Origin of the sequence: Cellulosimicrobium composti (assembly GCF_009711085.1) — a bacterium.
Taxonomy (GTDB): domain Bacteria; phylum Actinomycetota; class Actinomycetes; order Actinomycetales; family Cellulomonadaceae; genus Cellulosimicrobium; species Cellulosimicrobium composti.
This window is the reverse complement of record NZ_WMKA01000011.1, coordinates 36,289-52,254: the sequence shown is the minus strand read 5'-3', so window position 1 is coordinate 52,254 and position 15,966 is coordinate 36,289. Positions and strand designations below refer to the sequence as shown.

Genomic DNA, 15,966 nt, shown 5'->3' with positions numbered 1-15,966 from the left:
CGTACGGCACGTACGGGTTCGCTACGAGATCACCCGGACCTCGGGGCGTCAGGCGTCCAGGATCAGGGTGACCGGGCCGTCGTTGACGAGCTCGACCGCCATGTGCGCGCCGAACCGCCCGGTCGCGACCTCGACCCCCCGCTCGCGCAGCCGCGCGACGACCGCGTCCACGAGCGGCTCCGCGACCGGGCCGGGCGCCGCGCCGTTCCACGACGGCCGCCGTCCCTTGCGCGTGTCCGCGTAGAGCGTGAACTGGGAGACGACGAGCACCGGCGCGCCCTCGTCCAGCACCGACCGCTCCCCCGCGAGGATCCGGAGCTCGGCGATCTTGCGTGCGATCGTCTCGACCTGCGCATCACCGTCGTCGTGCGTGACGCCGACGAGCGCGAGGAGACCCGGGCGGTCGATCGCGCCGACGACCTCCGCGCTGCCGTCCTCGCCGACGACGCTCACGCTCGCGCGCGTCACGCGCTGCACGACGGCCCTCACGGGTGTCCCTCCGCGCCGTCCAGCACCGCGCGCACCGCCCCGACGGGCCGACCCGCGCCCAGCACCGGGGCGTCGCCCAGCGCGGCGAGCGCGACGTCGTCGGCCCCGTCCACGTCGAGGGCCCCGAGCCGGCGCAGCGCCTCCGCCAGCACCGGCGGCCGGGGGCGCGACGCGCCGTCGAGCACCTTGAACGCGAGCGACCGGCCGTCGGGCAGCCCCGCGCCGTACACGCCGTCGGCGCCGTCCTTCGCCACGAGCCCCGGCACGGCGCGCATCGCGAGCGTCGCGTCACGTCCCGTGCCGCCGACCATCTCCGGGAACGCCGCCATCGCGCGCGCGACCTGCGCCTCGGGCGAGCGCGGGTCGCGCTCGGGCGCCGCGGCGAGCCGGCCGAACGCGCGGGCCAGCCCGCGCACGGTCGTCGAGAAGAGCGGTGCGCCGCACCCGTCGACCGTCACGTGCTCGACGGCCTGGCCCGTCGCCTCCGCGACGGCCTCGCGGACCGCGACCTGCAGCGGGTGGTCGACCTCGAGGTAGCCGGTCGTGTCCCAACCCGCCGCGACGCACGTCGCGAGCATCGCCGCATGCTTGCCCGAGCAGTTCTGCGTGATCGACGACGGCCCGTTCCCCTCGACCTGCCACGCGAACGCGGCGGGCGGGTGCAGCGGCATGTCCGGGGTGTTGCGCAGCGCGGACTCGTCGAGGCCCGCGCCCGCGAGGATCTCGCGCACGCCCGCGAGGTGCGCGCGCTCCCCGTTGTGGCTCGCGGCCGCGAGCGCGAGCAGGCGCGGCGGGAGCACGAGGCCGTGCCGCAGCATCGCGACCGCCTGGAACGGCTTGACGCTCGACCGCGGCCAGACCACCGCGTCGGGGTCGCCGCGCTCGAGGAGCGGGGTCCCGTCCGCGTCGAGGAGCACGAGGTGACCCGTGTGGACCGACTCGACGACGTCGCCGCGCACGACCTGGGCGAGCGGCTCGGCGCCGCGCTCGACCCCCTCGCGGACCGACGTCACGTGCGCGCTCACCAGCCGCCCGGGCGGCCGGACGACCCGTTGCCCCGGCCGTTGCCGTACGGCTGCAGGCGCGGGCGCACGTCCACGAGGTAGACGATCGCCGCGACGACGGCGACGAGGCCGAGGAACCCGAGGTTGGGCCCGCCGATCGGCAGCGACAGGAACCCGAGCGCCGCTGCGACCGCGAGGATCACGAGCCAGATCGGCTTCGTGAGCTTGCCCTCGGCCGTGAACGCCCCCGCCGGACGGCGGATCGCGTCGACGAGCGCGAAGAGCTGCGTGCCGAACACGACGAGCGTGAGGGCGAGGTAGACGATCCACTGCAGCGACCCGATGATTCCCACGGGCACGAGCCTACGGTCTGGCCAGGGGCCACGGCACCACGCGCAGGCCCGCCGCGCGGGCGGCGGTCACCACGTGCGGGTCCCAGGCGGCGACGAGCGTGTCGTCGTGCGCGACGGCGAGCGCGCTCGCCACGTGCAGCGCGTCGTTGCTGCGCAGCGCGCCGGACGCGGCGAGGCGGGCCGCGCGGTCGACGACGTCCGCGGAGACCTCGACCACGTGCAGAGCGGGGCGCAGCGCGTCCCACGTGGCGAGCGCCCGCGCGTGGCCGGGACCGTCGACGACCCCGGCCCGGGCCCCCGCCGCGAGGGCGGCACGCAGCTCGACGTCGGCGACGCGGCTCGTCACGACGACGTCCGCGCGGTTCCACAGGCGGCTCGCGAGCGCCGAGCCCGCCTCGGGGACGCAGAGTTTCACGAGCGCGCTCGCGTCGAAGTAGACCAGGGCCATCGGCGGGCCCTCAGCGCCGGATGCGGCGCACGAGCGCCGCGACGCCGCCGCGGGAGGCGCGCGACCCGTCGGTCGACCGCGCGCCGTCGGGGGCGCTCGCCCGGGCGACGTCCGCGGCGGCGGGGACCGCGTGGACGGGGCGCTCGCCCGCCGGCGGCACGAGCACGCCGTCACGCACGAGCTCGGTGACGAGGTCCGCCGTCGCGACGCCCGTCAGCCGCGCCACGGGGACGCCGCGCTCCGTGATGACGACCTCCTCGCCCTCCCTGGCCCGCTCGATCCACGACTTGAGCTCGGCGCGCAGGGCGCTGACGGGGACCTCCATGCCCCGACCGTACCGGCCCGGGCCGCCGCTGTGCAGGGTGAAGATCGTCCGGTTTCGCACCGGACGGGCACGGCGTCCGCGGCGGCGCCCGTCCGGGCGCGTCAGAGCTCGGGGAGCGCGGCGCGCGCCTGCTCCGGCGTGGCGCCCGCCGCCTCCAGGAGGTCGACGACCGGGGAGCGCACGAGCAGGACGAGCGACTGCACCTGCCAGTCGCCGGCGCCGAGAACGTGCGGGTCCGCGGCGCGCGCGACCTCGAGCAGCACCTCGCGCGTGACGGCCGGGTCCCGGCCCGACCCGACGGCCTCCGCGAGCACGTGGACGCCCGTGCCGAGGCGGGCCACGAGGTCGGCGAGCGCGGACAGGTCGCGCTCCTCGGGCCCGGTCGCGACCGGCACGCAACGGCGCGCGAGGACCCGCACGCTGCGCATCGCGCGGTCCGCGAGCACGGCCTGCCGCTCGAGCACGCCCAGCTCCTCCCGGTGGCGGAGCCCGGCGGCGCTGACGCGCGCGAGCTCGCGCGCCGACGACGCGGACGACTGCCACTCCTCGAGCGCACCTTCGGACGCGCGGCCCTTGACGAGCGCCGCGTCGAGGTCGCCGCGCTCGCGCGAGCGCAGCCCGCGCGCGAGCACGTCGAGCACCTCGGCGAGCTCCGTCATGGCCTCCGCGCCGAGCAGGCGCGGCCGACGGCGCGGGTCGCCGGGCGTGAGGGCCGCGACCGCGAACGCGACCGCGCCGCCCACGAGCGCGTCCGTCCAGCGGCCCAGCGGCCCGCCGGACTGCGCGACGGGCAGCGCGACGATGACGATGGCCTGCACGCCCGCCTGCGTCGTGAGCATCGCGCCGCGGTCGATGAACCGCGCCGCGAGCGCGGAGACCGCGACGACGACGGCGATCTGCCACCAGCCGGAGCCGATCGCGTGGACGACGACGTCGCCGAGGCCGACGCCGATCGCGACGCCCACCGCGACCTCGGCGACGCGGCGCAGCTGCCGGTCGGGGCTGAACCCTAGGCAGATCCACGCCGCGACCGGGGCGAAGAACGGGGCGGCGTGCCCGAGCCCGTACCGCGCGATCCCGTAGGCGATGCCGGCCGCGGCGGCGGCCAGGAGGACGGGGACGAGCGCGGCGCGCACGCGCGAGCCGCCCTGGCGCACGCGCGCACGCAGCAGGAGCCGGCGCCATGCCGTCCGGGCGACGTCGACCGCACCGGGGCCGACCGCCGGACCGTGCGCCGACCCGGACGTCACAGCATGCTCGTCGGCGCGCCCTCGCCGCGCGGGGTGATGCCCCGGGCGACGGGGCCCCGCGGCGCGGGACGGTCCGCCGAGACGCCCTCCCCGGGCACGACGACCTCCTGGGCGGCGGAGATCGCACCGCCGTCGCAGTCGACGAGCAGCTCCGCGTCCTCGGGCACGCTCCGCTTGAGCACGGCGAGCGCGATGGGCCCGAGCTCGTGGTGGCGCGCGACCGACGTCACGGTCCCCACGGCGCGGCCGTCGAGCGTCACCTCGGCGCCGGCCACCGGCAGCAGGTGCCCGGAGCCGTCGAGGTGCAGCATGACGATCCGCCGCGGCGGGCGGCCGAGGTTGTGCACGCGCGCGATGGTCTCCTGCCCGCGGTAGCAGCCCTTGTGCAGGTGGACCGCCGTGCGCAGCCAGTCGGTCTCGTGCGGGATCGAGCGGTGGTCGACCTCGGTCGCGAGCCGCGGGCGCCACGCCTCCACGCGCGCGGCCTCGCTCGCCCACGTGCCCACGAGGCGCCACCCGGCGGCCTCGCGCGCGGCGACGGCGTCGGCCAGCTGGTCGCGCGGCACGAGCACGAGGCGCCACGGGCGCTCCCGCCCGGGGTGCTCGTCCTCCGGCGGCCCGTAGCGCGTGCCGCCGCCGGTGACGCGCGGCCACGGGTCGCGCCACGTCACGGGCTCGCCCTCGGCCCCCTCGGCGTCGACGGGCTCGCCCAGCACGGCCCAGTCGTCGGTCGCGTCGGCGATCTCGACGCGCAGCATGAACTTCATGCGGTCGAGCCACGCGGCGAGGTCGGCGGCGTGCGAGCGCTCGGTGACGAGCCACGTCGTCGAGCCGTCGTCCACGACGGCCGCGGCGTGCTCGACGTGTCCCTGCGGCGAGAGCACGAGGAGCTCGGTCGACGCGCGCGGGGCGAGGGTCGTGAGGTCCTGCGACGTGATGGAGTGCAGCCAGCTCAGGCGGTCGGGCCCCGTGACGGTCACGACGCCGAGGTGCGACTGGTCGACGACGGCGCCGCCCGTCCGCAGGGCGCGCTGCTCACCGGTCGGGTCGCCGTAGTGCCACGCGACGCCCTCGTCGGGGCCCGTCGCGGGGACGGCACCGTGGCGGGACAGGAGCGGGCTGGTGTAACCGGTGGTCACGGGTGGTCCTCCTTCGTCGGCGCGTCCGGGTCCGGCGGGCCTCTCCCGGCCCGCGCGGCCCGTCGTCAGGCCGTCGGGCGCCGGCTCAGCTTCGCGGACGCGTACGACTGCAACGGCTCACCGAAGGCCGCCAATTCCCACACCCACAGGAGCTGGCCCTCGACGTACCCGTAGAGGCGCTTCGACGCCGTGACCTCCGACGCGGTGGACGTGCGCGCGATGAGGTCGCTCGCGAGGTCCACCCGGCCGTTGCCGACCGCGCCGAGGTACACCGACACGCGGCCCGCGGGGTCGGCGATCAGCACCTCGAGGGGGTGACGGTCGTCCTCGAGCCCGTCCGGCCGGTCCGTCGAGACGCGCCAGTAGCCGGTCTCGGTCGACCAGACCGGCGCGTCGGCCGCGGCGGCGTCCAGCGTCGCCGCGTCCCGCTCGGGCCACTCCCCCTCGTCGGGGACGGTCTCCGGGACGTCGGCCTCGAGGACCCGCAACGTCGAGCGGTAGCGCAGGTAGGGGCCGCCGTCGTGGTCGAACTCGACGTCGTGGACGAACGGCGTCTCCTCGACGCCCGGGTACTTGACGACCCCCTCGCCGCGCCAGCTCCCGACGAGCCAGGCGAGCGGGTACACCTCGGGCGCGAGGCCCTCGGGGAACTCGAACGGCATCAGCGACCACCTCTCGGAGTCGGGCGACGCGACGAGCCCGGGCGGGGCAGCGCCCCGCGCGGGGTCAGCGCTGGCCCTTGTAGAGCTTGTAGACGACGTACCCCGCGAACCACGTGATGGTGACGGTCGCCGCGATGAGCAGGCCGAGGAAGATCAGCTCGAGAGTGTGCGGACTCATGCCGCCGATCCTACCGGCCGGCCGGAGCGCGCACGCCGTGGCCCCCGGGCGCCCGTCGGGCGGCGCTACGCTCGGCGCGTGACCGACGTCGTGGACCCCCGCGTGACCGCCCGCCCCCGCTCGCTCGTCGTCAAGGCGACGTCCGGGCTCGACCGGCCCGAGGCCGCGAACCAGGCGTTCACCGTCGCGGCGGCCGCCGTCGCGGCAGGCGTCGAGGTGAGCGTGTGGCTCACGGGCGAGGCGGCATGGTTCGGCGTGCCGGGCCGCGCGGCCGAGCTCGAGCTCGAGCACGCGGCCCCGCTGCCCGACCTCCTGGACGCCGTGCTCGCGGCCGGGACGCTCACGGTGTGCACGCAGTGCGCCGCACGGCGGGAGATCACGGCGGACGACGTGCTGCCCGGCGTGCGGATCGCGGGCGCGGCCGTGTTCGTCGAGGAGGCGCTGCGCGAGGGCGCGCAGGCGCTCGTCTACTGACCGGCCCTCGCTGACCGGGCGCCTCTGCCCGACCGCCGACCGGCCGTGCGCGTCAGCGCGCGGGGGCGACCCGGCGCAGGAGCAGGTAGAGCTCGCAGCCGAGGCACAGCCCGAACGCGGCGTTGAGCACGGCGGCGACGAGCGCCAGCACGGCCGCGACCGGCACCGCCGCCGCGACGCCCAGGAGGCCCAGCACCACGCCCGCGCCGGTGATGACGAGGCCCACGGCCTGCGCGAAGCGCGGCGGACGCGGGTCCTCGCGCTCCGCCGTCGGGCCGATGCGCGGGAGGAGGACCGTCCGGAAGACCCACGCCTGCCACGTGCCCTGGGCGCCGCGCACGGCACCGAGCAGGAAGCTCGCGGCGACGACCGCGAGGAGCACGAGCGCGGCGGTCGACGTCCACAGCAGGATGACGACCGCGAGCAGGAGCGCCGTGATGCCCGCGCCCGCGCGCGGGCCGCGCGGGTCGATGCCGACGGGCGCGTCGCCCGGTCCGGCGGCGGTCTCCGTGCGGCCTGCCTCGTCGCTCATGCGGTCTCCTCGGGTCGGCGCCGTCGGGGGACGGCTGCGGTCAGGCGCGTACGCCCGCGGGGACCGTCTCCGGGCCCTCGCCCACGGCGAGCGCCGCGAGCGCCTGGGCGCGGTTCATCCCCCCGCTCGCGCGGGCGACCTCGCGGCCCTGCGCGTCGAGCACGAGGACGGTCGGCGTGCGCAGTACGCCGAATGCTCGCACCAGGTCGAGGTGGTCGTCGACGTCCATCTCACGATGCGTCACGTCGGGGTGCGACGCGCTCACCTCGCCGAGCACGCGGGCCGTGGCGCGGCACGGCGCGCACAGCTCCGCCGAGAACTGGACGAACGTGCGGCGCTCGCCCAGGTCGACGCCGTGCGCCGCCCAGTCGACGACGGCGCCCGCGGCGTCGTCCGGCTCGCCGCGCGCGGAGCGGACGACGCCCTGGCGGCGCCGCCACCACGCGCCGAGCACGACGGTCGCGAGCAACGTCGCGAGCAGGAGGAGCGCGGGGAGCACGGCCGGCGTCATCCCACGATCACCCGCCCCACGACGAAGATCAGCGTCCCGCCGACGGCGACGGGCAGCGCGGTGGCCGAGAACGCGCCGAGCCGGCCGCGCAGCTCCGGGAGCTGGTCGAACAGCGCGTGCAGCGACGCGACGAGGAGGCCCGCGACGACGCCCGACCACACGCCGCTGAGCAGGTCGAGGTCCGGCATGACGTAGCCGACGGCACCGCCCGCGACGACGGCGAGGCCGAGCGTGAGCGCGGCGTTCGTCCACCCGCCGAGCGGCAGCGCGGACACCGCGGACGCGACGGCGAGCGCGACCGCGCACGTGACGACGAGGGACTCGCCGGCGTCCGTGCGGCCGGTCGCGATCCAGCCCGCGCACGACACCGCGACGACGATCCCGCTCACCGTGCCGATCAGCGACTCGACGAGGCGCGGGCGCCCGTCGCGCCGCAGGAGCTCGGCGACGAACGCGAGGACCACGGCGAGCGCGAGCACGACGGGCAGGTGGCGCAGCGCGGGCTCGCCGTGCGTCGCGGCGGTCGCACCGACGGCACCGAGACCGGCGATCGCGACGACGACGCGCGTCCCGCCGTGGACGGGCACGTCGAGGAGCCGCGGCCACCCGATCGCGACGACCAGCGCGAGCGCGCCCGACGCCGCGGTGAGCGCGAGGGGTCCGAAGAAGGCGGCGACGGCGACGCCCGCCGCGAGGCATGCCGTGACCACGGCACGGGTCGAGAGGTCCACGCGGTCAGCGCCCCGTTCGGGGGTCGCGGTAGGGCGTCGGGTCGTGCAGCACGCCTCAGAGTGTCGCAGAGTCTCGCGCGGGGCCGCTCCCCGGCCGGGGTCCCCGGGCCCGCCGAGGGCGGCGGGGACGCGCGGCGCGCGGCGTCACCTCGCGCCGGGCGTGAGACGTTCGGCCACGGCGCGCCCGGCACGCGATACGGTAACCATCCACGGGCCGAGACCGTGGCCGATGTCGTGGCGAGCCCCCGCAGAGGCCCCGTCCGGCCCGGTCGCCACGCGTCGACGCCCCGGGCGCCGCCCGCGCCCCGCGACCCGGAAGGAGGTGCCGGATGGCCGACCTGCTCATCCTCACCCCCGCGACAGGCGGTTCCGTCGAGGTGCTGCCCGCTCTCGGCCTGCTCTCGCACCGGATCCGGGTCCTGCCCATGGAGCCCTCGGCCCTCGTCGACGCGCCGGACTCCGACGTCGTGCTGCTCGACGCGCGGCGCGACCTCGTCGCGGCCCGCACCACGTGCCGTCTCCTGCACGCGACCGGCCTGACCGTCCCGCTCGTGCTCGTCCTCACCGAGGGCGGGCTCACCGTCGTCACCGCGGAGTGGGGCGCGGACGACCTGCTGCTCGAGGGCGCCGGCCCCGCGGAGGTCGAGGCCCGCCTGCGGCTCGTCGTCGAGCGCTCGGCGCGCGGCCCCGCGGACGACGGCCCGCAGGAGATCGCCGCCGGCGAGCTCGCGATCGACGCGAGCGGCTACACCGCGCGCCTGCGCGGGCGGCCCATCGACCTCACGTACAAGGAGTTCGAGCTCCTCAAGTACCTCGTCCAGCACCCGGGCCGCGTGTTCACGCGCGCCCAGCTCCTCCAGGAGGTCTGGGGCTACGACTACTACGGCGGCACCCGCACGGTCGACGTCCACGTGCGCCGCCTGCGCGCGAAGCTCGGGCCCGAGCACGAGCAGCTCATCGGGACCGTGCGCAACGTCGGGTACCGCTTCGACCCGCCCAAGGACCGTCGCCCCGCCGACGAGGCCGCCCAGGCCGACGCCGGGTCGGCAGGCTCGTCCGCCGACGGTGGCACGGGGACACCGGTAGGTTCGTCCGGGTGACGCACGACCCCTCCGACTTCACCTCCGCGCTGCCCGACGGGCCGTGGCGGCACGAGTTCATCCCGGCCAACGGCGCGCGCTTCCACGTGGCCCTCGCGGGGCCCGAGGACCGGGGCGTGCGCGACCCGGGCCCGCCGCTCGTCGTGCTGCTCCACTCGTTCCCGCAGTTCTGGTGGGCTTGGCGCCACCAGGTCGAGCCGCTCGCCGCGGCCGGCTACCGCGTCGCCGCGATGGACGTGCGCGGCGTCGGCGCCTCCGACAAGCCGCCGATCGGCTACGACGCCCCCACGCGCACGCGCGACATCGCCGGGGTGATCCGCTCGCTCGGGTCCGGGCGCGCCGTCGTCGTCGGGCACGGCACGGGCGGCAGCCTCGCGTGGTCGATGGCCGCGCTCCAGCCCGCCGTCACGGCGGGCGTGGCCGCGTTCTCCGCACCCCACCCCGCACGCCTGCACACGTCCGCGCGCCGCCTGCTCACGCCCGCCGCGGCGCGCCAGCTCGCGTTCTACCAGGTGCCGACCCTGCCCGAGCGCGCGCTCGTGCGCGGCGACCTCGTGGCCGAGGTGCTCGCGACGGGGGCCGCGACGCCCTTCGCGCCCGACGTCGTCGACACGTACCGCACCGTCATGCGGATCCCGTTCGCGGCGCACACCGCGATGGAGTCCTTGCGCTGGGCCGTGCGCTCGACGCCCCGGCCGGACGGGCGCCGCTACCTCGCCGCGCTCCGCCGCCCGGTCGACGTGCCCGCGCTCCAGGTCCACGCGGGGCGCGACGGCCTCCTGCGGCGCGACCTCGCCGACGCCGACGGCGCCGCGCTCGCGCGCGACTTCCGCTTCGAGGTGATCGACGACGCCGGGCACTTCCTGCCCGAGGAGGCCCCCGACGCGGTGACGGACCTCCTGCTCGACTGGCTCCCCCGGGTCGCCCAGGGCTGAGGCTCGGGGTCAGCTCGTCTTGACGAGCTTCGCCGCCTTGACCGGGTCGACCTCGCCGACACCGAACGACGGGCACCAGCGCGCGATGCTGCACGCACCGCACGCAGGCTTGCGCGCGAAGCACACGCGGCGCCCGTGGAAGATCAGCCGGTGCGAGAGCATCGTCCACTCCGACTTCTCGATCAGACCCCCGACGACCTGCTCGACCTTGACCGGGTCCTCCTCCGTGGTCCAGCCGAGACGGCGCACGAGGCGGCCGAAGTGCGTGTCCACGGTCAGCCCCGGCACGCCGAACGCGTTCCCGAGCACGACGTTCGCCGTCTTGCGGCCCACCCCGGGCAGCGTCACGAGGTCCTCGAGCCGCGGCGGCACCTCGCCGTCGAACCGCTCGACGAGCGCCTGGCCGATCCCGATCACGGACTGCGCCTTCGCGCGGAAGAAGCCCGTGGGGCGCAGGAGCTCTTCCAGCTCGGCACGGTCCGCGCCCGCGTACGCCGCGGCGTCGGGGTAGCGCGCGAACAGCGCCGGCGTCGTGAGGTTCACGCGCTTGTCCGTCGTCTGCGCGGACAGGACCGTCGCGATGAGCAGCTCGAGCGGCGTGGTGAAGTCGAGCTCGCAGTGCGCGTCCGGGTACGTCGCCGCGAGCTCGCGGTTGGTGCGGCGCGCGCGGCGGACCAGTGCGAGGTGCGACTCGGGCCGCGGCGCCCGGGCGGGCTCGGTGGTGGTCACGGACCCACCGTAGCGGCCGCCCCCGACACCCGAGTTGCGGCCGTAGGGCAGACTTGTCCTGGACCATTCTTCGAGGACGAGACGATAGGACACCCCGCGTGGACGACGACGTTGTGCTCTCCGCCCCCCTGTTCGCGACCATGGACGCGGACGAGACGCGCACCCTCTTCGAGTCGATGCAGCAGATCGAGCTCTCCCGGGGCGACGTGCTGTTCCGCGAGGGCGAGCCGGGCGACCGCCTCTACGTCATCGCGAGCGGCAAGATCAAGCTGGGCCGCCGCTCCAACGACGGCCGCGAGAACCTCCTGTCGATCCTCGGCCCGGGCGAGATGTTCGGCGAGCTCTCGCTGTTCGACCCGGGCCCCCGCACCGCGACCGCGAGCTCCGTGGCCGACTCCGTGATCTACGAGCTCGGCCACGACCAGCTCGTCGAGTGGATCGAGAAGCACCCGAGCGTCGCCAAGCACCTGCTCAACGCGCTCGCCCGGCGCCTGCGCCGCACGAACGAGACGCTCGCGGACCTCGTCTTCTCCGACGTGCCCGGTCGCGTCGCCAAGGCTCTGCTCGACCTGTCGACCCGCTTCGGCGAAGAGACCGACGAGGGCATCCGCGTCGCGCACGACCTCACGCAGGAGGAGCTCGCGCAGCTCGTCGGCGCGTCGCGCGAGACCGTGAACAAGGCGCTCGCCGACTTCGCGACGCGCGGCTGGGTCCGCCGCGAGGGCCGCGCGGTCGTCCTGCTCGACCTCGACCGCCTGGAGCGCCGCGCGCGCTGACACCGCCTCGACGACGACGGGGTCGGTGCCCGGTCCACGTGGACCGGGCACCGACCCCGTTCTCGTCCGGGACGGGCCGCGCTACGACGCGAGCTCGACGACGATCTCCACCTCGACGGGGGCGTCGAGCGGCAGGACCGCGACGCCGACGGCGCTGCGCGCGTGCACGCCCGCCTCGCCGAGCACCTCGCCGAGCAGCTCGCTCGCGCCGTTGATCACGCCGGGCTGACCGGTGAAGGACGGGTCGCTCGCGACGAACCCGACCACCTTGACGACGCGCGCGACCTGGTCGAGGTCGCCGACGACGTCGTGCACCGCCGCGAGGGCGTTGAGCGCGCACTGCCGCGCGAGGCCCGCCGCGACGTCGGGGGCGACGAGCCCCTCGCCCTCGCCGACCTTGCCGGTCGCGGGCAGCGCGCCGTCGACGAACGGGAGCTGGCCCGACGTGTGCACGTACCGGCCCGAGCGCAGCGCGGGCACGTAGGCCGCGACGGGCGCCGCGACCGCCGGGAGCTCGAGGCCGAGCTCGGCGAGCCGCGCGGCGACCCTCCCGGAACCCACTACTTCTCCCCGGTCGGGCGCTTCAGGTAGGCGACGAGACCGTTGCCGTCGGGCCCGGTCACCACCTGCACGAGCTCCCAGCCGTCGGCGCCCCACTGGTCGAGGACGGCCTTGGTGTTGTGGATGATGAGAGGGATGGTCGCGTACTCCCACGTGGTAGCCATGGGGCGAGCGTAGTCCGCCGCCGGACCCCGCGCCGCAGCCGGTGCGACCGTCCGGTGGCACGCCGCCTCGGGATGCTCACACAACGTGCACACCCCCACGAGGCGCATCCCCGGGCCCCTCCCAGGGTCGCTCCCGTAGGGTTGTCACCATGGCTTCCCCTGTGCGTCCTCGCGGTCGGCAGATCAACGCGTACCAGCTCGTCGCGCTCCTCCTGGCGTTCGTGCTGGTCTCCGGCGTGGGCGGCGTGCTCGCCGCGGGGCTGTTCGTGCCGTTCGCCGCCGGGGCGAACACCGCGACCGACACCGCGGTCGAGGTGTTCGACGAGCTGCCCGCCGACCTCGAGCCGGGTCCGCTGTCCGAGCAGTCGCGCATCTACGCGAACGACGGGACGACGCGGCTCGCGACGTTCTACACCGAGAACCGCATCGTCGTGCCGCTCGACCAGGTCTCCGACGCGATGAAGAACGCGGTCGTCGCGATCGAGGACAAGCGCTTCTGGGAGCACGGCGGGGTCGACGTCGAGGGCATCCCGCGCGCGTTCGTCAACAACCTCACGGGCGGCTCCACGCAGGGCGCCTCGACGCTCACGCAGCAGTACGTGAAGAACGTGCTCATCGAGCAGGCCGTGCGCGACGACGACGTCATGGCGCAGCACGAGGCGAAGGCCGACACGCTCGGCCGCAAGGCCCGCGAGGCGAAGCTCGCCATCTCGCTCGAGAAGAAGATGACCAAGGAGGAGATCCTCCAGGGGTACCTCAACATCGCGCAGTTCGGTCGCTCCGTCTACGGCGTCGAGACCGCGGCGCGGCACTACTTCAACACGACCGCGGCCGAGCTCGACTACATCCAGGCCGCGACGATCGCGGGCATCACCAAGGCCCCGGGCAAGTACGACCCGAGCGTCGACCCCGAGCTGGCGCAGTCGCGCCGCAACACCGTGCTCCTCACGATGTACCAGCAGGGGTACATCACCAAGGAGGAGTACGACACGGGCTGGAAGACGCCGATCGGCGACACGCTGAACATCCAGCCGCTCGAGGCGGGCTGCCAGGCCGCCGGCGGCGCCGCGTTCTTCTGCGACTACGTCACCAAGATCATCATGTCCGACCCGGTGTTCGGGGAGACGAAGGCGGACCGCGAGGCGCGTCTGTACCGCGGCGGCCTCGACATCTACACGACGCTCGACCCGGCCATGCAGGCGGCGGCCCAGCAGCACGCGGCCGCGGCCGTCCCGGCCGACGACCCGAGCCGGCTCGAGGACGCGATCGTGTCCGTCGAGCCCGGCACGGGCAAGATCCTCGCGATGGCGCAGAACCGCGCGTACGACGCCACGCAGGACCCGGCGCCCAACACCACGGCGGTGAACTACAGCACCGACGAGGCGCACGGCGGCTCGCGCGGCTTCTCCCCCGGCTCGACGTGGAAGCCGTTCCTCCTCACGCAGTGGCTCAAGGAGGGGCACTCGCTGTACGAGACGGTCAGCGCCAACAAGCGCACGTGGACGCTCGGCCGCGACTTCCACGGCAGCTGCATCCGCTTCGGCGACGAGCAGTGGACGCCGGCGAACTCCGACGGCCCGGGCACCGGCTCGATGTCGGTCCTCAAGGCGACGTACAACTCGGTCAACACCGCGTACACGACCATGGCGAGCAAGCTCGACATGTGCGGCGTCGCCGACACGGCGAAGTCGGCGGGCTTCACGCCGTCGATGATCAAGGACGAGGGCGACGTGCACATCAACCCCTCGATGATCCTCGGCACGCAGAACTCGTCGCCGCTGCACATGGCCGCCGCGTACGCGACGTTCGCCTCGGGCGGCACGTACTGCAAGCCGATCGCGATCACGAAGGTCCTCGACGCCGACGGCCAGGAGCTCCCCGTCCCGTCCGCGGACTGCCGGGAGAACGCCGTCGACCCGGCCATCGCGAACACCGTCACCTACGCGCTGCAGCAGGTGCTCACCCAGGGCTCGGGTCGGGGCAACAGCCTCGCCGACGGCCGTCCCGCGGCCGGCAAGACGGGCACGGCGAACCTCAACAAGCACACCTGGTTCATCGGCTACACGCCGCAGGTGTCGACGGCGGTGTGGATCGGCAACGCGGAGAGCGACGTCGAGATGAGCATGCGCACGACGGGCCGCCCCTTCACGATCAACGGCACGTCCCGCTCGTACTGGTACGGCTCGAGCCTCGCCGCACCGACCTGGCGCGACTACATGAACCAGGTCCTCGCCGGCAAGCCCGCCCCCGGCTTCGCCGACCCCGACTGGAACCGCGTCAACGCGCCCGCCCCGCCCCCGCGGAACCCGTCCGACTCGAACCCTGGTGACGGCGACCAGGGTGGCAGAGGCGACGAGGGCCGTGGCCCCGGCGGCGGCGGTGGCGACGAGGCCGACGGCGGCGGTCGCGGCGACCGTGGCGACCGCGGCAACGGCGGGGGTCGCGACGGTCTCGCCGACTGGCTCGACTCCCTCGGCGCCGGGGGGAACGGCTGAGCGCCGCGGGCGCGCGCCGGGCCCTGCGCGGCCTCGGCGCGCTCGCCGCGGTCGGGGCGGCAGGCGTCGCGTACGCGCACGTCGAGACGAAGCTCTTCACGGTCCGCGAGGCCACCGTCCCGGTCCTGCCGCCCGGGTCGCACGACCTGCGCGTGCTGCACGTGTCGGACCTCCACCTCATCCCGTCCCAGCGGCGCAAGATCGAGTGGGTCCGCTCGCTCGCCGAGCTCGAGCCGGACCTCGTCGTCGACACCGGGGACAACCTCGCGCACGTCGACTCCCTCGCTCCCCTGCTGCACGCGCTCGAGCCGCTGCTCGCGGTCCCCGGCGCCTTCGTCATGGGGTCGAACGACTACTACGCGCCGGTGCCCAAGAACCCCGCGCGCTACCTCCTGCCGGACGCCCGCGTGCCGTTCGCGAGCGAGGCGCGCCTCCTCCCGGCGGGCGAGCTCGCCACCGCGATGCGCGACGCCGGGTGGGTCGACCTCACGAACCGTCGTGACGCGCTGCGCGTGGGCGGCGTCCGCCTCGATCTCATCGGCGTGGACGACCCGCACCTCGACCGGGACGTGTTCCCCGCTCCTGAGCCCGCGGGCTCGGCCACGGACGAGCCCGTGCTCCGCGTCGGCGTCACGCACGCGCCCTACCGGCGCGTGCTGGACTCCATGCACGACGACGGCGCGGACCTCGTCCTCGCGGGCCACACCCACGGCGGCCAGCTCTGCGTGCCCGGCTTGGGCGCGCTCGTGACGAACTGCGACATCGACCGCCGCCGCGCGAAGGGCCTGCACGGCTGGCCCGGCGCCCGGCCCGACGCCCCCGGCGGCGACGCGTCGACGTGGCTGCACGTCTCCGCCGGCGCCGGGACGTCGCCGTACGCGCAGGTGCGGTTCGCCTGCCGGCCCGAGGCCACGCTGCTCACGCTCACGGCGCGCTGAGCCTCGCGGCGTGCCCGCGTCGGACGGCCCGCGACGGGCGGAGCGGCGCCGCGGACGCGGGTGTCACCGGGGTCACGCGGATCGAGTTTCGTCGCACGGCACTTCGTCGGCTATTCTGGGCAGGCTTCCGACGCGGAAGACGAGGTCTACTCGTCGACCACCAGCAGACGGA

The 15,966-nt window shown here is 75.5% G+C and carries 20 protein-coding genes; 6 read left to right on the top strand and 14 right to left on the bottom strand.

The window, feature by feature from the left end; all coding sequences use genetic code 11:
* Nucleotides 1–48: 48 nt before the first annotated feature.
* The 8 genes from dtd to GJV82_RS06950 form a co-directional block, all read right to left on the bottom strand.
* Complete coding sequence (dtd, locus tag GJV82_RS06985; RefSeq protein ID WP_318657382.1) at nt 49–489, bottom strand: D-aminoacyl-tRNA deacylase; 441 nt, start codon at nt 487–489, stop codon at nt 49–51.
* Nucleotides 486–1,514: an asparaginase gene (locus tag GJV82_RS06980; RefSeq protein WP_318657381.1), complete on the bottom strand. Its 1,029-nt coding sequence runs from the start codon at nt 1,512–1,514 to the stop codon at nt 486–488. Before GJV82_RS06980 ends, dtd begins: the two co-directional genes overlap by 4 nt.
* The gene (locus tag GJV82_RS06975) at nt 1,511–1,846 is read right to left on the bottom strand and encodes a DUF2516 family protein (RefSeq protein ID WP_318657380.1); all 336 of its coding nucleotides are present in this window, start codon (nt 1,844–1,846) and stop codon (nt 1,511–1,513) included. Before GJV82_RS06975 ends, GJV82_RS06980 begins: the two co-directional genes overlap by 4 nt.
* A 10-nt stretch (nt 1,847–1,856) precedes the next feature.
* A complete protein-coding gene (locus GJV82_RS06970; protein WP_115943234.1) occupies nt 1,857–2,294 on the bottom strand; it encodes a type II toxin-antitoxin system VapC family toxin in 438 nt (145 codons plus the stop codon).
* Nucleotides 2,295–2,304: 10 nt separating this feature from the next.
* Complete coding sequence (locus tag GJV82_RS06965; protein ID WP_155098725.1) at nt 2,305–2,619, bottom strand: type II toxin-antitoxin system Phd/YefM family antitoxin; 315 nt, start codon at nt 2,617–2,619, stop codon at nt 2,305–2,307.
* Between the two features lie 101 nt (nt 2,620–2,720).
* Nucleotides 2,721–3,869, bottom strand: coding sequence for an FUSC family protein (locus tag GJV82_RS06960; protein WP_318657379.1), 1,149 nt, complete (start codon nt 3,867–3,869; stop codon nt 2,721–2,723).
* Nucleotides 3,866–5,008: a CAF17-like 4Fe-4S cluster assembly/insertion protein YgfZ gene (gene ygfZ / locus GJV82_RS06955; protein ID WP_024842268.1), complete on the bottom strand. Its 1,143-nt coding sequence runs from the start codon at nt 5,006–5,008 to the stop codon at nt 3,866–3,868. The genes GJV82_RS06960 and ygfZ overlap by 4 nt, the downstream gene beginning before the upstream one ends.
* A 65-nt stretch (nt 5,009–5,073) precedes the next feature.
* Nucleotides 5,074–5,670 (bottom strand): FABP family protein, encoded by a 597-nt coding sequence (locus tag GJV82_RS06950; protein WP_155098723.1) that lies wholly within the window; start codon nt 5,668–5,670, stop codon nt 5,074–5,076.
* 256 nt (nt 5,671–5,926) lie between these two features.
* Here GJV82_RS06950 and GJV82_RS06945 point away from each other — a divergent pair, with 256 nt between their 5' ends.
* On the top strand, nt 5,927–6,322 hold the full coding sequence (locus GJV82_RS06945; RefSeq protein WP_318657378.1) for a DsrE family protein: 396 nt from the start codon (nt 5,927–5,929) through the stop codon (nt 6,320–6,322).
* 52 nt (nt 6,323–6,374) lie between these two features.
* Here the strand turns inward: GJV82_RS06945 and GJV82_RS06940 are convergent, their stop codons facing one another.
* The 3 genes from GJV82_RS06940 to GJV82_RS06930 are packed head-to-tail and all read right to left on the bottom strand — an operon-like array spanning nt 6,375 to nt 8,096.
* Nucleotides 6,375–6,854: a DUF4395 domain-containing protein gene (locus tag GJV82_RS06940; protein WP_155098722.1), complete on the bottom strand. Its 480-nt coding sequence runs from the start codon at nt 6,852–6,854 to the stop codon at nt 6,375–6,377.
* A gap of 40 nt (nt 6,855–6,894) precedes the next feature.
* A complete protein-coding gene (locus GJV82_RS06935; RefSeq protein WP_155098721.1) occupies nt 6,895–7,365 on the bottom strand; it encodes a thioredoxin family protein in 471 nt (156 codons plus the stop codon).
* Nucleotides 7,362–8,096: a hypothetical protein gene (locus tag GJV82_RS06930; protein ID WP_318657377.1), complete on the bottom strand. Its 735-nt coding sequence runs from the start codon at nt 8,094–8,096 to the stop codon at nt 7,362–7,364. Before GJV82_RS06930 ends, GJV82_RS06935 begins: the two co-directional genes overlap by 4 nt.
* Nucleotides 8,097–8,425: 329 nt before the next feature.
* On the opposite strand from GJV82_RS06930, the gene GJV82_RS06925 reads away from it, so the two are divergent.
* Together GJV82_RS06925 and GJV82_RS06920 are read left to right on the top strand one after the other, a co-directional pair.
* Nucleotides 8,426–9,196, top strand: coding sequence for a winged helix-turn-helix transcriptional regulator (locus GJV82_RS06925; protein WP_024842262.1), 771 nt, complete (start codon nt 8,426–8,428; stop codon nt 9,194–9,196).
* Nucleotides 9,193–10,131: an alpha/beta fold hydrolase gene (locus GJV82_RS06920; protein ID WP_318657376.1), complete on the top strand. Its 939-nt coding sequence runs from the start codon at nt 9,193–9,195 to the stop codon at nt 10,129–10,131. The genes GJV82_RS06925 and GJV82_RS06920 overlap by 4 nt, the downstream gene beginning before the upstream one ends.
* 9 nt (nt 10,132–10,140) lie before the next feature.
* Here GJV82_RS06920 and nth read toward each other — a convergent pair whose 3' ends face one another.
* Complete coding sequence (gene nth, locus GJV82_RS06915) at nt 10,141–10,860, bottom strand: endonuclease III (protein ID WP_034605630.1); 720 nt, start codon at nt 10,858–10,860, stop codon at nt 10,141–10,143.
* A gap of 98 nt (nt 10,861–10,958) precedes the next feature.
* On the opposite strand from nth, the gene GJV82_RS06910 reads away from it, so the two are divergent.
* Nucleotides 10,959–11,636 (top strand): Crp/Fnr family transcriptional regulator, encoded by a 678-nt coding sequence (locus tag GJV82_RS06910; protein WP_115943238.1) that lies wholly within the window; start codon nt 10,959–10,961, stop codon nt 11,634–11,636.
* Nucleotides 11,637–11,717: 81 nt separating this feature from the next.
* Here the strand turns inward: GJV82_RS06910 and GJV82_RS06905 are convergent, their stop codons facing one another.
* Both GJV82_RS06905 and GJV82_RS06900 read right to left on the bottom strand, forming a co-directional pair.
* On the bottom strand, nt 11,718–12,197 hold the full coding sequence (locus GJV82_RS06905) for a RidA family protein (protein WP_318657375.1): 480 nt from the start codon (nt 12,195–12,197) through the stop codon (nt 11,718–11,720).
* Nucleotides 12,197–12,361, bottom strand: a complete 165-nt coding sequence (locus GJV82_RS06900) for a DUF4177 domain-containing protein (RefSeq protein WP_115943240.1) — start codon at nt 12,359–12,361, stop codon at nt 12,197–12,199. The genes GJV82_RS06905 and GJV82_RS06900 overlap by 1 nt, the downstream gene beginning before the upstream one ends.
* A gap of 149 nt (nt 12,362–12,510) precedes the next feature.
* Here GJV82_RS06900 and GJV82_RS06895 point away from each other — a divergent pair, with 149 nt between their 5' ends.
* Together GJV82_RS06895 and GJV82_RS06890 are read left to right on the top strand one after the other, a co-directional pair.
* Entirely contained in the window at nt 12,511–14,856 is a 2,346-nt protein-coding gene (locus tag GJV82_RS06895) for a transglycosylase domain-containing protein (protein ID WP_155098720.1), read from the top strand.
* Nucleotides 14,853–15,794, top strand: a complete 942-nt coding sequence (locus GJV82_RS06890; protein ID WP_155098719.1) for a metallophosphoesterase — start codon at nt 14,853–14,855, stop codon at nt 15,792–15,794. Before GJV82_RS06895 ends, GJV82_RS06890 begins: the two co-directional genes overlap by 4 nt.
* Nucleotides 15,795–15,966 lie beyond the last annotated feature (172 nt).

Coding starts and splice junctions, on each gene's coding strand:
- GJV82_RS06970 (WP_115943234.1), bottom strand. CDS start 2,294: ATGGCCCTGGTCTACTTCGACGCGAGCGCGCTCGTGAAACTCTGCGTC.
- GJV82_RS06965 (WP_155098725.1), bottom strand. CDS start 2,619: ATGGAGGTCCCCGTCAGCGCCCTGCGCGCCGAGCTCAAGTCGTGGATC.
- GJV82_RS06950 (WP_155098723.1), bottom strand. CDS start 5,670: ATGCCGTTCGAGTTCCCCGAGGGCCTCGCGCCCGAGGTGTACCCGCTC.
- GJV82_RS06940 (WP_155098722.1), bottom strand. CDS start 6,854: ATGAGCGACGAGGCAGGCCGCACGGAGACCGCCGCCGGACCGGGCGAC.
- GJV82_RS06935 (WP_155098721.1), bottom strand. CDS start 7,365: ATGACGCCGGCCGTGCTCCCCGCGCTCCTCCTGCTCGCGACGTTGCTC.
- GJV82_RS06925 (WP_024842262.1), top strand. CDS start 8,426: ATGGCCGACCTGCTCATCCTCACCCCCGCGACAGGCGGTTCCGTCGAG.
- GJV82_RS06900 (WP_115943240.1), bottom strand. CDS start 12,361: ATGGCTACCACGTGGGAGTACGCGACCATCCCTCTCATCATCCACAAC.
- GJV82_RS06895 (WP_155098720.1), top strand. CDS start 12,511: ATGGCTTCCCCTGTGCGTCCTCGCGGTCGGCAGATCAACGCGTACCAG.